Source organism: Pseudomonas sp. ADAK7, from assembly GCF_012935675.1.
Classification (GTDB): domain Bacteria; phylum Pseudomonadota; class Gammaproteobacteria; order Pseudomonadales; family Pseudomonadaceae; genus Aquipseudomonas.
This window is the reverse complement of sequence record NZ_CP052861.1, coordinates 813208-830144: the sequence shown is the minus strand read 5'-3', so window position 1 is coordinate 830144 and position 16937 is coordinate 813208. Positions and strand designations below refer to the sequence as shown.

Sequence of the window (16937 nt, the reverse complement as noted above, 5' to 3'; positions counted from 1 at the left end):
CCGTTAAAAGGAAAATGGAGCAGTCATGGACCGAATTGAAGACGTGCACAAGCGACCCTCATGGCTGCTTCAGCGCGCTACAAGGCAATGGTTGCCACCAGGTGAAATGACGCTACGAGCGCCACAACCGCGGTTACGGCATCAGCCGATAAACGCGGTATTCGCCGCTCTCATTGCAAGAGCGAAATCTTCAGAGCACCGAGCGTAAAAAGTCAGCTGTTTCAGCTTTTTCCGGACGGTCGAAGATCTGCTCGGGAGTCCCTAACTCGTGGATCTGCCCTTTATGGAAGAACGCAACACGATCTGAAACCTCGCGGGCGAATCGCATTTCATGGGTGACCACGATCATGGTCATCCCTTCATGAGATAGCATGCGTAATGTATCCAGCACCTCACCGACAAGTTGCGGATCGAGCGCGGACGTCACCTCATCGAACAACATGTAGTCCGGCGACATCGCAAGCGCACGCGCAATCGCCATCCGCTGCTGCTGTCCACCTGACAGACGCGTTGGAAACGTCGTCAGCTTTTCACCCAGGCCCACATGCCTGAGCTTTTCGACAGCGATCGCCTCGGCTTCCTGCTTCGACTTGCCCAGGACTTTTCGCGGGGCGAGCATCACGTTTTCGAGCACTGTCATATGGGGAAAGGCATTCCATTGCTGAAATACAATACCGATCTTTTGCCGAAGTTTATTGAGGTCGGTTTTTTTCGAATGGACGTGAATGCCATCGACACTGATACGACCTTGCTGGATATCTTCCAGACCATTGATACACATCAGCATGGTCGACTTGCCGGAACCCGAACCACCGATCATCGATAACACTTCGCCCTTGTTCACACTCAGGCTGACACCCTTGAGAACATGCAAGGCGCCAAAGTGTTTATGTACGTCGTCAATTTTAATCATTGTATTTGCCACCTTTTCTCAAGACGAGCGCCGAGTCTCGCAATGGGGAAGCTCATTAAGAAGTAGATCACGCCTGTAATTGTCAGAATTATCAGCGGTTCCTGAAGTCGAGTTGTGACAATTTGCGAACTGCGCAGCAGTTCGATAATGCCAATCCACATCACCAGCGAAGTGTCTTTCATGATACCGAGGGCCAAACCGATCCAGCTCGGGAACACGATCCTGGTGGCGATCGGCAACGTGATCGAGACCACTTCCTGACGCCAGGTCAAACCCAGTGATCGCGCGGCGCGACGGGTTGTCGTCGGTACTGCCGCCACTCCGCTCCTGACGATCTCGGTGCACAGTGCGGCGGCATAAACCCCGAGACAAATACACGCAACAACATAAGTTGGCCAGTGCAGGCGAAACATGCTGTTGAACGAATTGAATATCACCAATTGAATCAACAGTGGCACCGAACGGAAGATATCCAGAATCCAGCCGACGGGGGAACTTATCCACCACGCTGCACCGGCCCTTATCAGACCGAACAAAGTACCGAACAAGGTACCTATACCGACGGCAGCCAAAGTAATAGCGATTGTGACAACAGCACCCTTCAATAAAAACAGGATGTCGCTCCACGCTAATGTCCCTTCAAAAAACATGGCGCACCTCTCAATAACGAAACAGGCGCCAAGCTAATAGCCGCGCACAAATCGTGAATATTTTCGATATCAGGTAGTACAGGCAAGCAGCGACGAAGAAGAACTCAAATGTCCGATAAGTCGTGACATTAAGTTGTTGAGTAACACCCGTCAGGTCGCTCGTCAGACCAACAATAGTACCGAGAGAAGTCATCAGGATTGACCAGACCATCTGGTTAGTCATGGCATGGAACACCGCCCGCAACATCTGCGGAAGTACGATGTGCCATAGCGTCTGAGCCGCCCCCATACCCAACGAACGAGCAGCGCGGACTTGCGTTTCCGGGACGGCGGAGAAGCCGCCCCGGAACGTTTCTGCCAGATAGCCTGCGTTGTTGAACGTAATACCGAGTAAGAGTGCATAGTACGAGTCGATACCCACTCCAATGGAGCCCAGCCCGAAATACACCATGTAAATCTGAAACAGTGCCGGGGTGTTGCGCGCCGTTTCAATCCACACACTCGCCAGACCTGAAAGGGTTTTGTTACCCGATCGTTTTGCAAGCGCCAACAGCACTGCCAACACCGTACCAATTGCCATCGCAAGCGTGGCAATCTCCAGAGTGACAACCGCCCCCGATAACATATCCGGAAGCGACTCCAGAACTGGGCGCCACTGGAAGGTATAAGACATACGATTACCTTTTTACGCGAAAGGTTTTTGTTTTCCGGAACGAGTGCTCCGCTTCCTTAACGATAAGTACCTGGAATGGTCAGTTCCGGAGCTGGCCCGCCCTCTGTTCCTACCCACTTGGCATACAGCTCGGCATAACGCCCAGAGCGTACTTGGCGGTTAAGGAAAAGATTCACGTAGTTAAGCAGCCCCTGCTCCTGGCGTTGCACAAGGAACGCGCAGTAATCGGGATCGACTGGCGCATCTCCGACGATCTTCAGGCCCGGGTATTTCCCCGAGCTGATCACGTGGGTGGCGATTGTCGCGGTGGTGTACGTCGCATCGATCTTCTTCTGGCTGAGCGCCAGAAAGCTGTCCGATTGGGACTGATAGGTCAGCAGCTTGGTTGCCGGGTCATTGAATTTCTGCACCGTCTCTTTCAGAGCAGCCGTTTCGTACGCCCCTGCCGGGCCTCCCACCGTATGTCCCTTGATGTCAGCGGCGCTTTTAATGCCGGAGTCTTCGCGGGCCAGAATGATGGTCTTGAAGACGAAATAGGGAATCGAGAAGCCGATCGTCCTTGCACGCTCCAGCGTGTCGGAGGCCACGGCGATACCAACATCGGCTCGTCCCGACAGCACTGCTGGGATGCGGTCTGGGTCCGGGGTGTCGACGATTTCAGCCTTCACGCCAAGGGCGGCAGCTAGATCATTGCAATAGTCGACGTCGAAGCCGATCGGTTTGTTGTCCTTGTCCCGGGCGCCGTTGGGCGGAAAGTCGAGCTCCACGGCACAGCGCAGCTTGCCCGACGAAATGATGTCGTCCAACTGGTCTGCATGAACCGCGGTGGTACCCAAAGCAGCAAAGGCCGTGGCCAGGATGAGTTGGTTGATGCGCATTTTTGTTCCCCTCGTTTGTTGGCTGAACTCAGAAACAAGACATGCTGATTTTAGCGTATCTTGGATATCGTATACGTATTATCGGGGCAGTAAAATTACAACTCTTAGATCATTATTGTTGGTATCACTGGACTAGAAAACCGTAGGTAAGTGGATCTGTCTCGTCGATGATCCAGTTGGCGAAGCCGCAGATATGAGCCTTACCGCTCACTTCAGGGATGACCGCGTCCAAAGGGCCTACCTTGGTTTCGCTGAGCACGCGGCCTTTGAACACAGTTCCGATGATGGACTCGTTAACCAATGCATCGGCGGCCGACAGCTCGCCGCGCAGATAGAGTTGCGCGACTCGGCCCGCGGTGCCGGACCCCGTCGGCGATCGGTCAATCGCCCGATCCGCATAAACACAGCAGTTGGCCTGGGTTGAACCCTCGTGACGAGGATCGCCATACACCATGACGCCGTACACGTCATTGAATTCAGGGATTTCAGGATGGATGAAGGAGCCTCGGGCATTGACAGCGGTTTTGATTTCATAGCCGAACTGGGTGATCGTCGACAGGTCTTTCTCACGAATGGCAATATTGTGTGGCCGGCCATCAACGTAAAAGTAGGTCGCACCACCGTAAGCGATATCACCCGTTACCTTGCCGAAGGTCGGCGTGGTCACCGTCACGTCCCGCTCGAAGATGAATGACGCCACATTTACAAAACGTACTGCCCCTACCCGATTGCCATCCCACTCGACAAACGCCTCGATGAACCCGCAAGGAGCGTCGATACCCACGCGGGTCTCAGGGGATTTGCGCTCGATCCAACCCAATTCAACGGCAGCCGTTGCCAGCGCGATGACACCGTGCCCGCAGTGAGGGCTGTAGCCCATATTGTTGAGAAAAATAATGCCGAAATCGGCCTCTTCACTCACCGGTTCGGTGAGAAACCCACCGTACAGATCCTTGTGACCACGAGGTTCAAGCATCAAGGCACGTCTGTAATGGTCGGCGTTCTTTTGCAGCCAGGCGCTGCGCTCGACAATGGTTGCGCCGACCACTTTGGGGAGTCCCTGGGTAACGAGGCGGAATGTTTCCCCGCTCGTGTGCAGTTCAACCGTGGCAAATGATCGTTCGTACTGCATTCTTATTCTCCATATCTCAGCGTTCGAAAGCGGTTCATAGCATGGACTAATCGCAATTTCAGATATGGTATACGATAAACGAATAGCGTCAACTATCAAATTGATCGGCGCCGTCCATCGCGGCAACACCAAGAGGCGAATAAAGCGGATGTCTATAAAAAACAAAAAAAAACGGCGAGACACGTAGTGCCACAATGTCGTTGACAGCAGATAGATGGTATACGATATTCGATAAAACATTAGGTAATAGTTGTATGACCCATTCAGAAATCGATCTCCCGGCAGTGATCGGCTACGTAACGCCACTGAGCGCACAGCCCGGGGAGTTGCTCGAATTCAAAATTTCCTCGACGGGTGATCGGGACATGCGCGCCAAAGTCGTCAGGCTGGACTGCTGCGATCCCAATCCACATGGCCCTGGCCTCAAAAGCACGGAAGTGGATTTCGGCCTGGAGCAAAGCTATCGCGCGACCGAGCAAAAGACCCACCTCGGATCATGTGCAATCGGCCCCCTGCCCTTCCTCTGCGACGCACGCAACCTGACGCTGTCGCTGCTCATCAAACCCACACTGTTCAGCACCACCGACCAGGTTATTTGTTCGCTGCAGAATGAGGCTGGGACGACGGGCTTCGCATTAGCGCTCAATCAAGGAGCGCTGCTTTTGAAAAGGCTGGGAATGCCCACCGGCCAAAAGCTCGACGTGCTTCTGGAAAGCAACCGATGGAGCCACTTGGAAATCTGCTTCGGCCTGCAAGACGTCATCATCCGTTCGACGCCCATGGGCAGTCGAAAAACCGCCGAATCCAGTACCCGGCTGGAGGGGCTTCATGCCACTCTCAAGAACTGCGGTCACCTCTGTCTCGCTGCAATCTGGAGCGGCCATCCTGTCGATTGCTTCAACGGTTCCATCGAAGCGCCCTGCCTGCGCAGCTCCTCGTTTGCCGCGACAACTGACACTGAAGTCCTCGCGCGCTGGTCTTTCGCAAAGGATGTGCACAAGCAAACGGTTGGAGATGACATTGATCCTTCGCGCCATCTGAACTTGGTCAACATGCCGATGCGCGGCGTGCGGTCTTCGGGATGGACCGGTCGAAACATGGACTGGAAATCCGCGCCTGATGAATACGCAGCCATCACTTTTCACGCCGATGACCTGAGTGACTGCCAATGGAGCACGACCCTGGCAGTACGAGTGCCCGCAGGTGTGCCATCTGGAGTCTACGGCCTAATCGTCGACAACCCGTCAGGCAGCGACACCATTCCCTTCTACGTTCTGCCTGGCGCAGACACGCCCCGCCGAAAAATCCTCTTCCTGGCACCCACATTCACCTACATGGCCTACGCGAATCATGCTCGCGGAACATTCTTAGGCGCGTTGCAAAACCGGGTCAGAGAATGGAATGCCTATCCGCATAACCCGGATGTGGTCGGAGCCTTCGGCTACTCAAACTACAACCGCCACCCGGATGGCTCAGGGATAACCCTTTCGTCCCGGCTGCGGCCGATCATGACAATGCGCCCGGCCTACCTGGTCTACCCCGACGAGAATGGCTCGGGCATGCGCGGCTTTGCATCGGACTCACACCTGACCGACTGGTTGAGAGCCAAAGGCTTTGAGTTCGATGTCATCACTGATGAAGACCTCGACCGTGAAGGCGTCGATGCCCTGGCGCACTACGATGTCGTGCTGACCGGCACGCAGCCTGAATATCACACACGCCGCACGCTGGAAGCCTTGATCGCTTATCGCGAAGGCGGGGGAAAATTGATGTACCTCGGCGGCAACGGCTTCTACTGGAAAATCGGCCGCGACCCAAACCACCCGCACATGATCGAGGTGCGTCGGGCGGAAGGCGGCATGCGAGTTTGGGCCAGCCAGCCCGGCGAGTATTACCACCAACTCGATGGCGAGTACGGGGGGTTGTGGCGCCGTAACGGCATCGCACCTCAAAAAGTCGCCGGAGTGGGCTTCACCGCTGAAGGCGCATTCGAGGGGACGTATTACGTGCGCACCCCGGAATCGTTACGCACTGAATTGGCTTTCCTGTTCAAAGGCATCCCTCCCGAACAAAGAATCGGCGACTTCGGTCTTTCGGGAGGCGGCGCTGCCGGCTTCGAGATCGATCAGGTCTGCTCGGACCTGGGAACCCCGGACTTCGTAACGGTGATTGCCGCCTCCGAAGGTCATGGCCCGACCTTTGAAACCACCTTCGAAGAGCTGCTGCTTCCGGGCGTCTTTGACGGTGGCCCGCGACCTTACGGTGGCATCCGTTCCAACATTATCTACGGCATTGACGAGAACGGCGGCGGCTTGTTCTCGGTCGGGTCCATCACGTTTTGCGGCAGCCTGTCGCACAACCACTACGACAACAACGTATCGCGCCTGCTGGAAAACTGCCTGCGCAAATTCCTCGCGGCTTCAAGCAACACTGATGACCCTCCGCCCTACTCATCCTGCTCCGACCTTTCCTTCAAAAAGTGATTGACGCCATGACAGACGAACACCGTGTAGTGCACATGGACTTCGACGAACTCACAGCGCTACTGAAGGAAATCTTCATAAGCCATGGAACGTCCGCGTTCGTCGCCGACACTCTGGCCGCCAATTGTGCAGGCTGCGAGCGAGATGGCACCCTCAGTCACGGCGTCTTCCGCATGCCCGGTTATGTGGCCTCGCTAAAGACTGGATGGGTGGATGGACAGGCTGAACCCGAGGTGAAGGCTGTCAGTCCCTCATTCATCCGTATCGATGCCCGCAACGGATTCGCCCAACCAGCCCTGGCCGCCGCCGCGGGTGCAATTGATGAAGCGATCGAGCGCACTGGCGTGGTCGTTGTTGCCATCCGCAACTCCCATCACTTCAGCGCACTTTGGCCAGACATGGAACCGTTTGCCCGCAAAGGAATGGTCGCGATCAGCTTCGTCAACGGTCTGGCCAATGTCGTCCCGCATGGCGGACACACTGCGGTTTTCGGTACCAACCCGATTGCCTTTGCGATGCCGGTCGCCGACGCCGATCCGCTTGTGGTGGATCAGGCAACCAGCGTCATGGCCAACGGTGAAGTCCTGCTTCATGCGCTAGACAACCTGCCACTTCCGCCCGGAACCGGTGTCGACAGCGCAGGTGCCGCCACCACCGACCCGCATGCGGTACTGGCCGGCGGCGCGCTGAATACGTTTGGCGGCTACAAGGGTTCCTCGATTGCACTCATGGTCGAATTGTTGGCAGGCGCATTGACCGGAGGGCAATTGTCGTTTGAGAACGACTTCGGCCATTGCGTTGGCGCGCAGACACCAAAGGCCGGGCAGCTGTTGATCGTTATCGATCCGGATCGCGGCGGCTCAACCGATTTCAGTCGACGTGCGGCATTTCTGTGCAAGCGATTAGTCGAGGCGGGACAGGATCGGCTGCCAGGCGAACGACGCTACAAGAACCGGCACACCGCACAGACCCTCGGCATTCCCCTTGCGAAAGACACCTTGGCGGACCTGCTTCACCTAGTCACCAATAGCACCACGCTGGTCCCCTGACCTTCACCACAGACACATTTAACCCACATCACAAGCACTATTCTGGAACAGACATGAGCAACCCATCGCGTGACACCGACAAACTGAAATTCCATCGATCGCTGGCCCCTTTACACATCGATCAACTGGTGGCGCTTTTTCAAACCGAATGGTGGACCAAGGGACGCAACAAAGCAGACGTGGAAAAAATGCTGCAATCGGGCGGCCCCCTTTTCGCTTTCATCGACCCGCACAACGACGAACTCGTCGCGTTCGCGCGAGCGATGACTGATGGTGTCTACAAGGCGATGATCTTCGACATTATCGTCAAGGAGACGTGGCGCGGAACGGGCCTTGGCAGTGTATTGATGAACACCGTGCTGAACGATCCAGCGCTGGTAGGCATCAAACATCGCGAACTCTATTGCCTGGATGACATGGCCCCTTTCTATGAGAAATGGGGCTTTGCCACCGCCGCGGCCGGCCTGAACTTCATGCGAAAATCCGAAGGATAATTCCGACGCCCACCGCGCTCCCATCAAAGGGAAAAACACTTGGCGCTGAAGGCTTCCAGATTCTGCGCAGGCGCACGCCCGGCGACCATCTGTGCGATGACTGCGTTAAATCGAGGTAATTTTGGATGAATACGCAACTCTTAAAACCAATTCGCCGTAACAAGAGCTACGGCGATGCCCGGCATGTAACGTTAGGGGGCTTACTTGCGGATGCTATTCAAAAGCGACTCGCAAGCTTTGGTGATGTGTTGATGCAGCAACTTGGCGGCTTTATCTGCATCGCCCTTGCGGCAAGCCGCGAGGATTTGCCGATGCTCGCGATCATCCACCCCGGTGCCACCGGAAAGCGTCAGCTGAATTCTCAGATAGCGCTCGATTCGGTCGTTGACCGAGCGGATCAGGTTCATCAGGAACGGCCGGTTGGCATCTTCATAGAGGCAGGAATGAAACTGCCAGTTGAGTTCCGCCCAGCGCGCCACGTTCGTCTCTTGCGCGAACTCGTCGCAATACTGCTCGGCTCGCTTAAAGGTGGCTTCGGTCATCAGCGGCACGGACAGCTTCAGCGCACTGGACTCCAGCATCGCCCGAACTTCGAAAATTTGCGCGATTTCCGGCTCTGAAATGCTTTTGACGACAGCGCCTCGGTTGCGTTGGAACTCGACCAGCCCCTCGGCTTCGAGCCGTTTAAGTGCCTCGCGCACCGGAATTTTACTGACATCGAAAAGCTTGGCGACGTCGTCCTGGCGAATCGGTTCGCCTTCGTCGAAGTCGCCAGTGATTATCGCCTCTCGAATGTGATTGGCGATGATGTCGGACGCCGTTGGCGCGGAGCCAAGTGACGGCAGATCTGCAGGACTTAGGGGCAATTTGAACTCCATGTGTGCAATCGGGAAGCCACGATCGAATAACGTATTCTATATCACATCGCAGCTCACCACCGGCCAGTCTGTCAGGTGACTCAGCCTCGCCGGGGTCGCTGACGCGCACCATCAACTCCTAAAAACGCGTTGACAACGCCATAAACGTATACGATATTCAATCTAGAGTTTGACTCATCCGGTGTCAAGCGGCGAACCACAGGGTTCGCGCTTCACCTCTACCAATAAAAACAACAGGAGATGCCCTGCATGCAAAACCCGAAAAAAAACGCAGGCGACAAATCGCAAACATACAGAGGCACTGACGAAGTCCGCGGCCACCAGCAGCGCGCACAGAAAACCGCTGAGCGTGACAACGTCAGATCCGTCCTCCACGACCTGATGTGGGCACCCACCGCCAATGAACACATGCTGATACTTTGATACGGGTCTGACGCCCCCGCGCCTTTGAACCTCGCGGTTCAAACACTCAAGAGAACCCTGGAATGCCGATAGTAAGAATCGAAATGCTCGCTGGGCGACAAGACGAGAAAAAACACGAACTGGCGCGCGAGATTACCGCTGCCTTCGCCAGAGTCCTGGGGTCCGCCCCGAAGGACGTCACCATCACCTTCACCGATGTGATGGCGTCCGACTGGGTGATTGCCGGGGAGCCGCTCAGTGCTTCCGTCACTGCATGCCCGCCGTCGCCTCAGCGGTAAAACGGCTCATTGAATTCCGGTTTCGGATTGAAAACGGTCAATCCCGAAAGCGCTGTGCTTACCCTCATCCAATATCGAGTGTCTCTTATGTATTTGAATGCCCAACAACTGGCCGACGCACTGCCCTGGGACGCGCTGATGGGTGCGTTGTCCGATATCTTCACCCGCCCCGTGAACTCCCCTGTGCGTCACCACCACAAAATCGAAGTACCAGGCGACCCCGCCGCCATGCTGCTACTGATGCCGGCCTGGATCGAGGGTGAGTACCTGGGGGTCAAGCAAGTCACCGTGTTCCCTGGCAACAATGCCAAAGGTCAGCCGGGCCTCAGCAGCCACTATCTTCTGAGCTGCGCAAAAACCGGTGTACCGCTGGGCCAGTTTGACGGCAACGAACTGACGGCCCGTCGCACCGCCGCCGCCTCCGCCCTGGCCTCACGTTATCTGTCACGTGCCAACTCGAAACGCTTGCTGATGGTCGGGGCTGGCCGCATGGGCCGTTATCTGGTCAGTGCGCACCGCTCGGTTCGCGACCTTCAGGAGGTGCTTGTCTACGATCTAAACATCGAGGCAGCAAAAGCATTCGCCAGCGACCTCCGCGCCCAGGGACTCCAGGCGCAAGCGGTGACACTCCAAGAGCTGCCCACTGCTGTGGCGGCCGCCGACATCATCAGCTGCGCGACGTTGGCCACCGAACCGGTGATCAAGGGCCAGTGGTTACAGCCGGGGGTGCATCTGGATCTGGTCGGCAGCTTTACCCCTGTCATGCGCGAAGTCGACGACGATGTCGTGGCACGCTGCAGCATTTTCGTCGATACCCGCGAAGGTGCTCTCGCAGAGACCGGTGACCTGATCCAGCCAATTCGCAACGGCGTCATCACCGAAGCCGATGTCATCGCCGAGTTCAGCGAACTGTGCGCTGACAAACATGCCGGCCGCTCCGCCCTCAAGGACCCGGCCCAGGCCATGACAATGTTCAAGTCGGTTGGCGCGTCAGTAGAAGATCTCGCGGCGGCGATCTTGGCTTACCAGCGGAGTTCGACTACCAACTGACCCATGACGCGTTCAAGCATGAATAATCTGTGGCACCTGGAAGTACGTCGAATCAATTGATGATTCATGTTCACAACACCTTTGCGTAAATCAACGTTCTCTCGGTGGATGCCTGAAGGGATACTGACGACCGTAAGTGTGGCGCACCCATGACCACTCGAAGCCTGTTGCCGGATTGAAATAGCTTCAATCCGGCCATTCATGAGGACTCTCGATGCAAGCTGATTTCGCTGCCTGGTCCTGGACCGCTGGTCAAGGTATTGACGGATTACAACTGATCCGCAAACCCCTTGTGCAGCCTGGCCCAGGTGAGGTTCTGCTTGCCAACCGAGCGCTGGCGCTTAACCCGGTGGACTGGAAAATCATCGAATGGGGTCACCCTGCCTGGAACACCGGCCATGTGCCCGGCGTGGATGGCATGGGCGTAGTGGTTGCCTGCGGTACTGGAGTGCCAATCAAACCGGGGACTCGCGTGGCGTATCACCAGTCACTGGAGCGCGATGGCAGTTTTGCCGAGTTCTGTTTGCTCGATTGGGCGACCGTAATGACGGTGCCGGCAGCGCTAGATGACGCCATCGCCGCGTCATTCCCCTGCCCCGGCCTGACAGCCTGGCAAGCATTGGACAAAGTTCCGGTTAGCGTGCCGAGTGACATGTTGGTAGTCGGTGCAGGTGGCGCGGTGGGCCTGCTATTGGTACAACTGGCAGTGCAACGTGGTTGCCGGGTGTGGGCCACGGCGGGCACAAAGCATCATGCGAACTTGAAAGCGCTGGGTGCCGTTGGAGTATTCGACTACCAGGACCGCAACTGGCAGCAAAACCTTCAAGCTAGCCTGGGTGAGCGTCGCCTCAAGGTTGTTTTCGATACTGTCAGTGGCGCGCATGCAGCGGCCCTGGCACCTCTGCTGGGTTATAACGGTCATCTGGTGTGTATTCAGGATCGACAGGAAACTGCACCGCTGCCGGCCTTCAGCACCGCGATTTCCCTGCATGAAGTTGCACTCAACAGCTTCCATTCCTACGCAAGCCTGGGCGATCGACAACTGCTTCGAGACGCTGGCGAACACCTCCTCGAAAGCATGCTGGGCGGTCGCCTGACAATACCTGAACGTCGAATCTTTGATTTTCGTAACCTTCCTGAAGCCCTGCTGGCTCTCAAGCAAGGTGGCGAAGGTGGAAAATGGATTGCCCTGTTGAACGAGTCAGGCGTCACGCCTTCCGGACAGCCGTAAAAAGAAATCGCCCGAGGCTCTTTTAGGGAGCACTCGGGCGACAGATCAGCATGACCGAACGGAGGCGCTCTGGTTATACCTCCGCGAGATTTTCCTTTTTCTCCAACCAATCGATCATCAGCTCCCCCCAAGCGATGTCCGCTTGCAGCGCGTCTTTGGCCTTGGTCGAGTCTCGGGTGCGCAAACCTTCCAGTACTTCGAAATGCTTGTGTTTGGCACTGGCCAGCTCCCGCTTGGGGACCTCGGCGTGAAACCGGCTCAGCAGCGGCCCCATGATAACCCACATATTTTCGAGTGTTTTCGACACCACGGGCATGCGTGCCGCAGAGATCAACCCGAAGTGAAACTCCCGGTTGAGCAACGCCGCTTGTTTGTAATCGACCGTTACCGCTTTCTGGAACGCATCCTGAATGGCTTCGAGTTTCTCCAGTTCAGGTCGGGTGATCCGCTGGGCCGCTACACCCGCCGCCTCGCCTTCCAGCAAATGGCGGATCAGCTGGATTTCACGCAACTGGCTGACCGTCAGCTCCGGCACATAAATCGAGGTCGCGGCTTTCATGTCTAGCGCATGGTCGCTGACCAGACGGAAAATAGCTTCCCGCACGGGGGTGATCGAAACACCGAACTCTTCGGCCAGTGTGCTGATGCGCAACCGGTCTCCGGGTTGGTATTGCCCGTCCATCAACGCGGTGCGGATGATGGAATACACCCGTTCGCTCAAGTTGCCTTTATCAATGGGCTTATGCACGGTCACTGTTACTCGATCTCCATGGTCGATTACTGTGCGTCGGGCGACAGACTTGTGAATCTGCCGTCCTGAAACGTCGATAACGCATCATACATCATCAACTTGCGCCTGCCACTCCGGCTGACGACTCGCTTATATGCGTGCATCGCGCCGACCGACGCCTTGCAACAACACCGCGATGACGATAATCGCGCCTTTGATGATCTGTTGTGGATAGGCCGGCACACTCAGCAAGTTCATGATGTTGCCGATCAACCCCAACACCAGCACACCCACGACGGTGTAGAAAATCGTGCCTTTGCCACCGGACAGCAGTGCCCCTCCGATCACGCAAGCGGCGATGGCGTCCAGTTCCAGGGCCATGCCGGCGCTGGGTGTGGCTACACCTGAGCGCGAAGCAATCACCACCCCGGCCAATGCTGCCAGGCCGCCGCAAATACCATAGGCGGCCAGTTTGTAGCGCTCCACCGGAATACCCGCCAGGCGCACAGCGGTTTCATTGCTGCCACTGGCAATGGTCAGGCGGCCATAGGCGTTGTAGCGCAGGATCAAGGCAAATACCACCGTCACCAGCCCCGCCAGCCACACCGGCCACGGGATCCCCAGCACGCCGTCGGCCAACCGGCCGAAATCACGTAACAGCTGGGCACTGACCAGTCTGTCATCCAGCCGTTGTGGCTGACCGTTGGACAGGATGAACGCAAGGCCACGAGCAACCGTCATCATGGCCAGCGTCGCGATAAAAGGGGCCATGCGGAAGTACGCGATAAAGGTGCCTGTCACCAGTCCCATCAGGACACCGGCCGCCACCGCAATCGCCACAGCCAGCAGCAACCCGAAACCACCTTCAACCGGAAGCACATTGAGGGTCATCGCAACCACGATTCCACCCACGGCAGCGACCGAGGCAACGGACAAATCGATGCCCGCTGTCAGGATCACAATCAACATGCCGATGCTGACCAGCAGCAACGGTGTCAATTGGCGCAACAGGTTGCCGAGGTTCTGATACGTGAAGAAGTCCGCCGAGAGCACGCTGGCGACGACGGCCAGTACCACCAGCATCACCAGCGCGTTGTGTTCTAGAAACAGACGCTGTAACGAACGACGGCCTGCCCGGCTTTCTCGAGCGTGATTGTTTTCCTGCAAAAGCTCGGCCGTGGCCAGCTTGGAATTAGGGTTACTCATGGTGCTCGACTCCCATTGCCAGGCAAATCATTTCTTGTTCTTTAATGCGCTCGCCCACCAGTTCGCCAGCGATCGCGCCTTCTCGCATCACCAGCACGCGATCACACATGCCGATGATTTCAATCATTTCCGAAGAGACCATGATGATCGCCACGCCCTGTTCAGCGAGGTCATTGATGACCCGGTAGATTTCCGTTTTCGCGCCCACATCCACGCCACGGGTAGGCTCGTCGAGAATCAGCACGCGGCAGCCCGCATCGACCCACTTCATCAGGGCGACTTTTTGTTGATTACCCCCTGACAGGTCACCGACCAACTGCTCGATCGAATGCGTCTTGACGGCCAGTTGCTGGCGCAAAGCTTCGATACCCTGGGTCTCCCGGCCATTGGCAATCCAGCCCATACGCCCGGTATAAGGACTGTCGGGACGCAGCGCGCCGTTGACCCGTATAGACATCTCCAGCAACACACCTTGTTGCTTGCGGTCCTCGGGCAACAGGCCGATGCCATTGGTAATGGCTTCCCGTGGTGTTCGGTTGTGGATCTCCCGGCCATCGAGGTACAGCGCGCCGGAGGTTTTCCGATCAGCCCCGAAGATCGCGCGCATGGTTTCGGTACGTCCGGCACCGACCAGCCCACAAAAGCCGAGGACTTCTCCCGCCCTTACCTCAAAGCTCACATCGCGCACCAGACGTCCCGCGCACAGGTGCTCGACTTTCAGCAACACCTCGCTGATGCATGGAGTGCGCGGAGGGAACAGGTCACTCAGTTCGCGACCAATCATCATCTCGATCAATCCACGCTCGGTAATGTCAGCCAGTTCCAGTGTTCCGACCGTCTTGCCGTCCTTGAGCACCGTGGCGCGATCGCAGATCCGGAAAATTTCATCCATGCGGTGCGAGACGTAAACAATGCACGCGCCCTTGCGGCGCAACTCATCGAGGATTTTGAACAGTTTTTCCGCCTCGTGAGAGGTGAGCACCGCCGTCGGCTCATCGAACACCAGCACCGACGAATTGCGCGACAGTGCCTTGCAGATCTCCACGGCCTGTTGATAGGCCACCGGTAAACTGCCGACCGGCTGACGCACATCGATATCGCTGAAACCCAGCTCATCGAGAATCGTCCGGGCTTTTTCGCGCATCGCCGTCCACTGCACGAAACCCTTGCTCTTGCCCAGATCGTCGATGCAAATGTTCTCGGCCACCGACAAATGCGGGGCCAGGGCAAACTCCTGGTAGATGATCGAAATACCCAGCTTGAGTGCATCGCCGGGGTTGCGGATATCGACTGTTTCACCGTTCAGGCTGACCCCGCCCGCATCGCGTACATAGGCGCCGGAGAGGATTTTCATCAAAGTTGATTTGCCTGCGCCGTTCTCACCCATCAGCGCGTGGATTTCACCTGCGCGGGCCGAAAAACTGGCACTGTTCAGCGCGCTGATACCGCCGAACTTCTTCGAGATGTCGAGCATCTCCACGGCTGGTTTGTGCATCGCATTCATTCTGTTCACCGTCTATAAACTGTCGCCATTCCAGCTGTGACCGCCGCCCGAAATCGCAGCGGTCACAGGCCGTTTCACACTCGCGAAATCACTTCATCGCGGTTTTGATCTGCTCGATCGAACGGAAAGGTGGAACGGTCGCGGTAGACGGCGGCAGGCTGTCTGCCTTGATGTAGGTGTCGACGTTGTCCGGTGTGATCAGCGTGACCGGGAAGTACGAGGCCAGCGGCAGGTTGTTGGCATTCAGGCCCTTGTCGAGCATCTGATGGATCAATTCGATGGCGGCCACTCCGGTTTCCGAACCACTGTTGGTGGCGGTGACCAGCAATTTGCCTTGCTTGATCAAGTCCAGCGCCACACGAAAACTGCCGGCACCGGACGCGACCATCACACCGTTTTTCCTGCCGGCATTCTCCAGGGCATTGATCGCACCAATGGCAATGAAGTCGTTCTCTGCCAGGACCAGGTTGAGCTTGTCCCCCTGGGACGAAAGAATGTCTTCCGTGGCCGCCAGACCCCCTTCTTCGGTCCAGTCACCACGGCCCCACGCCAGCACATTGAAGCCGCCTTCCGGCCAGTTGAAGCTGCCCTTGGCCTTGACTTGCTGGAACAACTTGAAGCCCTTGAGCATCGCATCTTCCCTGGACAGCCCGAGCTTGCGCTCTTCGGAACGGGCATAGACGATCCCGGAAATCATGCCGTTGAGCCGGCTTTCGGAAGTGGAGTTGCCCATCACCCCAATGACCATCGCCGCATTGATTACCTTCGCCGGGTCGGTCTTGGCGGCAACGTAACGCCCGGCTTCGAAACCACTGCCGTAGGGATTGCCGGTGCTAGTGGTGATCACCGGCGCGCGTGCGTCCGGGGCAGTACCGACGGTGATCACCGGAATCCCGGCCGCCACCGCCCGCTCGACATCCGATACCGAACCGAGAACATCGGTTGGGTCAATTACGATCAGATCGACGCCCAGGGTGATGAAGTTATCGACCTGTGCACTCTGCTTGGCGACATCGCTGTCCGCCACTTGCAGCTCGATGTCGTAGTTGTACTGTTTGGCGATGGTTTTGGCGTCGTCAATCATTGAAACAAACCAAGGGTTACCCAAGGTGATTTCAGTCCAGCCAATGCGCAGGCGCTCGCCCTTCTTTTTCAGCGGCAAGGCTTTGTTGATCGAGGTGCGATCCGGCATGTCAGGGTCAACCACCCCCGACAACGCGGTGTTGGGCATCAAGCTATAGATTTCATGCTTGGGCGCAGCCCACGCGTGATTGGCGATAAGGCTCGCCAGAGCCAGTGTGGCGATCGAACGGACAGCTGACAGCTTCATAATTATTATTCTCCAGTGCGCTGATTTTGATCGGT

Annotated in this window: 16 protein-coding genes and 1 pseudogene; 7 read left to right on the top strand and 10 right to left on the bottom strand. The window is 56.8% G+C overall.

The genetic code is table 11. From position 1 onward, the window contains the following. Positions 1–190: 190 nt before the first annotated feature. The 5 genes from HKK53_RS03750 to lhpH all read right to left on the bottom strand — a co-directional run bounded on the left by HKK53_RS03750 (position 191) and on the right by lhpH (position 4246). Positions 191–913 (bottom strand): amino acid ABC transporter ATP-binding protein, encoded by a 723-nt coding sequence (locus tag HKK53_RS03750; RefSeq protein ID WP_169369588.1) that lies wholly within the window; start codon positions 911–913, stop codon positions 191–193. Then, the gene (locus HKK53_RS03745) at positions 910–1563 is read right to left on the bottom strand and encodes an amino acid ABC transporter permease (RefSeq protein ID WP_169369586.1); all 654 of its coding nucleotides are present in this window, start codon (positions 1561–1563) and stop codon (positions 910–912) included. The genes HKK53_RS03750 and HKK53_RS03745 overlap by 4 nt, the downstream gene beginning before the upstream one ends. 10 nt (positions 1564–1573) lie before the next feature. Next, the gene (locus HKK53_RS03740; protein ID WP_169369584.1) at positions 1574–2236 is read right to left on the bottom strand and encodes an amino acid ABC transporter permease; all 663 of its coding nucleotides are present in this window, start codon (positions 2234–2236) and stop codon (positions 1574–1576) included. A 56-nt stretch (positions 2237–2292) separates the two neighbouring features. After that, positions 2293–3114: a transporter substrate-binding domain-containing protein gene (locus HKK53_RS03735; RefSeq protein WP_169369582.1), complete on the bottom strand. Its 822-nt coding sequence runs from the start codon at positions 3112–3114 to the stop codon at positions 2293–2295. Between the two features lie 124 nt (positions 3115–3238). Continuing rightward, positions 3239–4246 (bottom strand): trans-3-hydroxy-L-proline dehydratase, encoded by a 1008-nt coding sequence (gene lhpH, locus HKK53_RS03730; RefSeq protein WP_169369580.1) that lies wholly within the window; start codon positions 4244–4246, stop codon positions 3239–3241. 254 nt (positions 4247–4500) lie between these two features. On the opposite strand from lhpH, the gene HKK53_RS03725 reads away from it, so the two are divergent. The 3 genes from HKK53_RS03725 to HKK53_RS03715 are packed head-to-tail and all read left to right on the top strand — an operon-like array spanning position 4501 to position 8272. Next, positions 4501–6729, top strand: coding sequence for a N,N-dimethylformamidase beta subunit family domain-containing protein (locus HKK53_RS03725; protein ID WP_169369578.1), 2229 nt, complete (start codon positions 4501–4503; stop codon positions 6727–6729). 35 nt (positions 6730–6764) lie between these two features. Then, positions 6765–7778 (top strand): Ldh family oxidoreductase, encoded by a 1014-nt coding sequence (locus HKK53_RS03720; protein WP_237150681.1) that lies wholly within the window; start codon positions 6765–6767, stop codon positions 7776–7778. Positions 7779–7831: 53 nt separating this feature from the next. After that, the gene (locus tag HKK53_RS03715) at positions 7832–8272 is read left to right on the top strand and encodes a GNAT family N-acetyltransferase (protein WP_169369574.1); all 441 of its coding nucleotides are present in this window, start codon (positions 7832–7834) and stop codon (positions 8270–8272) included. A 200-nt stretch (positions 8273–8472) separates the two neighbouring features. Here the strand turns inward: HKK53_RS03715 and HKK53_RS03710 are convergent, their stop codons facing one another. Further along, positions 8473–9150 (bottom strand): GntR family transcriptional regulator, encoded by a 678-nt coding sequence (locus HKK53_RS03710; protein ID WP_237150679.1) that lies wholly within the window; start codon positions 9148–9150, stop codon positions 8473–8475. Positions 9151–9399: 249 nt separating this feature from the next. Here HKK53_RS03710 and HKK53_RS03705 point away from each other — a divergent pair, with 249 nt between their 5' ends. The 4 genes and pseudogenes from HKK53_RS03705 (at position 9400) to HKK53_RS03690 (ending at position 12132) form a co-directional block, all read left to right on the top strand. After that, a complete protein-coding gene (locus HKK53_RS03705; protein WP_169369572.1) occupies positions 9400–9573 on the top strand; it encodes a hypothetical protein in 174 nt (57 codons plus the stop codon). A 35-nt stretch (positions 9574–9608) separates the two neighbouring features. Continuing rightward, positions 9609–9851, top strand: a pseudogene (locus HKK53_RS03700) (tautomerase family protein); the annotation flags it as partial. A gap of 87 nt (positions 9852–9938) precedes the next feature. Further along, entirely contained in the window at positions 9939–10901 is a 963-nt protein-coding gene (locus tag HKK53_RS03695; protein WP_169369568.1) for an ornithine cyclodeaminase family protein, read from the top strand. Between the two features lie 214 nt (positions 10902–11115). Further along, entirely contained in the window at positions 11116–12132 is a 1017-nt protein-coding gene (locus HKK53_RS03690; protein WP_169369566.1) for a zinc-binding dehydrogenase, read from the top strand. Between the two features lie 73 nt (positions 12133–12205). Here HKK53_RS03690 and HKK53_RS03685 read toward each other — a convergent pair whose 3' ends face one another. From HKK53_RS03685 to HKK53_RS03670, 4 genes are all read right to left on the bottom strand, one after another. After that, positions 12206–12880: a GntR family transcriptional regulator gene (locus HKK53_RS03685; RefSeq protein WP_237150677.1), complete on the bottom strand. Its 675-nt coding sequence runs from the start codon at positions 12878–12880 to the stop codon at positions 12206–12208. Between the two features lie 132 nt (positions 12881–13012). Further along, positions 13013–14068: an ABC transporter permease gene (locus HKK53_RS03680; RefSeq protein ID WP_169369562.1), complete on the bottom strand. Its 1056-nt coding sequence runs from the start codon at positions 14066–14068 to the stop codon at positions 13013–13015. Further along, entirely contained in the window at positions 14061–15572 is a 1512-nt protein-coding gene (locus HKK53_RS03675) for a sugar ABC transporter ATP-binding protein (protein WP_169369560.1), read from the bottom strand. The genes HKK53_RS03680 and HKK53_RS03675 overlap by 8 nt, the downstream gene beginning before the upstream one ends. 88 nt (positions 15573–15660) lie before the next feature. After that, on the bottom strand, positions 15661–16902 hold the full coding sequence (locus HKK53_RS03670) for a sugar ABC transporter substrate-binding protein (protein ID WP_169369558.1): 1242 nt from the start codon (positions 16900–16902) through the stop codon (positions 15661–15663). Positions 16903–16937 lie beyond the last annotated feature (35 nt).

Bases quoted from the DNA above. Each gene is read 5' to 3' on its own strand.
- HKK53_RS03750 (WP_169369588.1), bottom strand. From the start codon at position 913: ATGATTAAAATTGACGACGTACATAAACACTTTGGCGCCTTGCATGTT.
- HKK53_RS03745 (WP_169369586.1), bottom strand. From the start codon at position 1,563: ATGTTTTTTGAAGGGACATTAGCGTGGAGCGACATCCTGTTTTTATTG.
- HKK53_RS03740 (WP_169369584.1), bottom strand. From the start codon at position 2,236: ATGTCTTATACCTTCCAGTGGCGCCCAGTTCTGGAGTCGCTTCCGGAT.
- HKK53_RS03735 (WP_169369582.1), bottom strand. From the start codon at position 3,114: ATGCGCATCAACCAACTCATCCTGGCCACGGCCTTTGCTGCTTTGGGT.
- lhpH (WP_169369580.1), bottom strand. From the start codon at position 4,246: ATGCAGTACGAACGATCATTTGCCACGGTTGAACTGCACACGAGCGGG.
- HKK53_RS03725 (WP_169369578.1), top strand. From the start codon at position 4,501: ATGACCCATTCAGAAATCGATCTCCCGGCAGTGATCGGCTACGTAACG.
- HKK53_RS03720 (WP_237150681.1), top strand. From the start codon at position 6,765: ATGGACTTCGACGAACTCACAGCGCTACTGAAGGAAATCTTCATAAGC.
- HKK53_RS03715 (WP_169369574.1), top strand. From the start codon at position 7,832: ATGAGCAACCCATCGCGTGACACCGACAAACTGAAATTCCATCGATCG.
- HKK53_RS03710 (WP_237150679.1), bottom strand. From the start codon at position 9,150: ATGGAGTTCAAATTGCCCCTAAGTCCTGCAGATCTGCCGTCACTTGGC.
- HKK53_RS03705 (WP_169369572.1), top strand. From the start codon at position 9,400: ATGCAAAACCCGAAAAAAAACGCAGGCGACAAATCGCAAACATACAGA.
- HKK53_RS03695 (WP_169369568.1), top strand. From the start codon at position 9,939: ATGTATTTGAATGCCCAACAACTGGCCGACGCACTGCCCTGGGACGCG.
- HKK53_RS03690 (WP_169369566.1), top strand. From the start codon at position 11,116: ATGCAAGCTGATTTCGCTGCCTGGTCCTGGACCGCTGGTCAAGGTATT.
- HKK53_RS03680 (WP_169369562.1), bottom strand. From the start codon at position 14,068: ATGAGTAACCCTAATTCCAAGCTGGCCACGGCCGAGCTTTTGCAGGAA.
- HKK53_RS03675 (WP_169369560.1), bottom strand. From the start codon at position 15,572: ATGAATGCGATGCACAAACCAGCCGTGGAGATGCTCGACATCTCGAAG.
- HKK53_RS03670 (WP_169369558.1), bottom strand. From the start codon at position 16,902: ATGAAGCTGTCAGCTGTCCGTTCGATCGCCACACTGGCTCTGGCGAGC.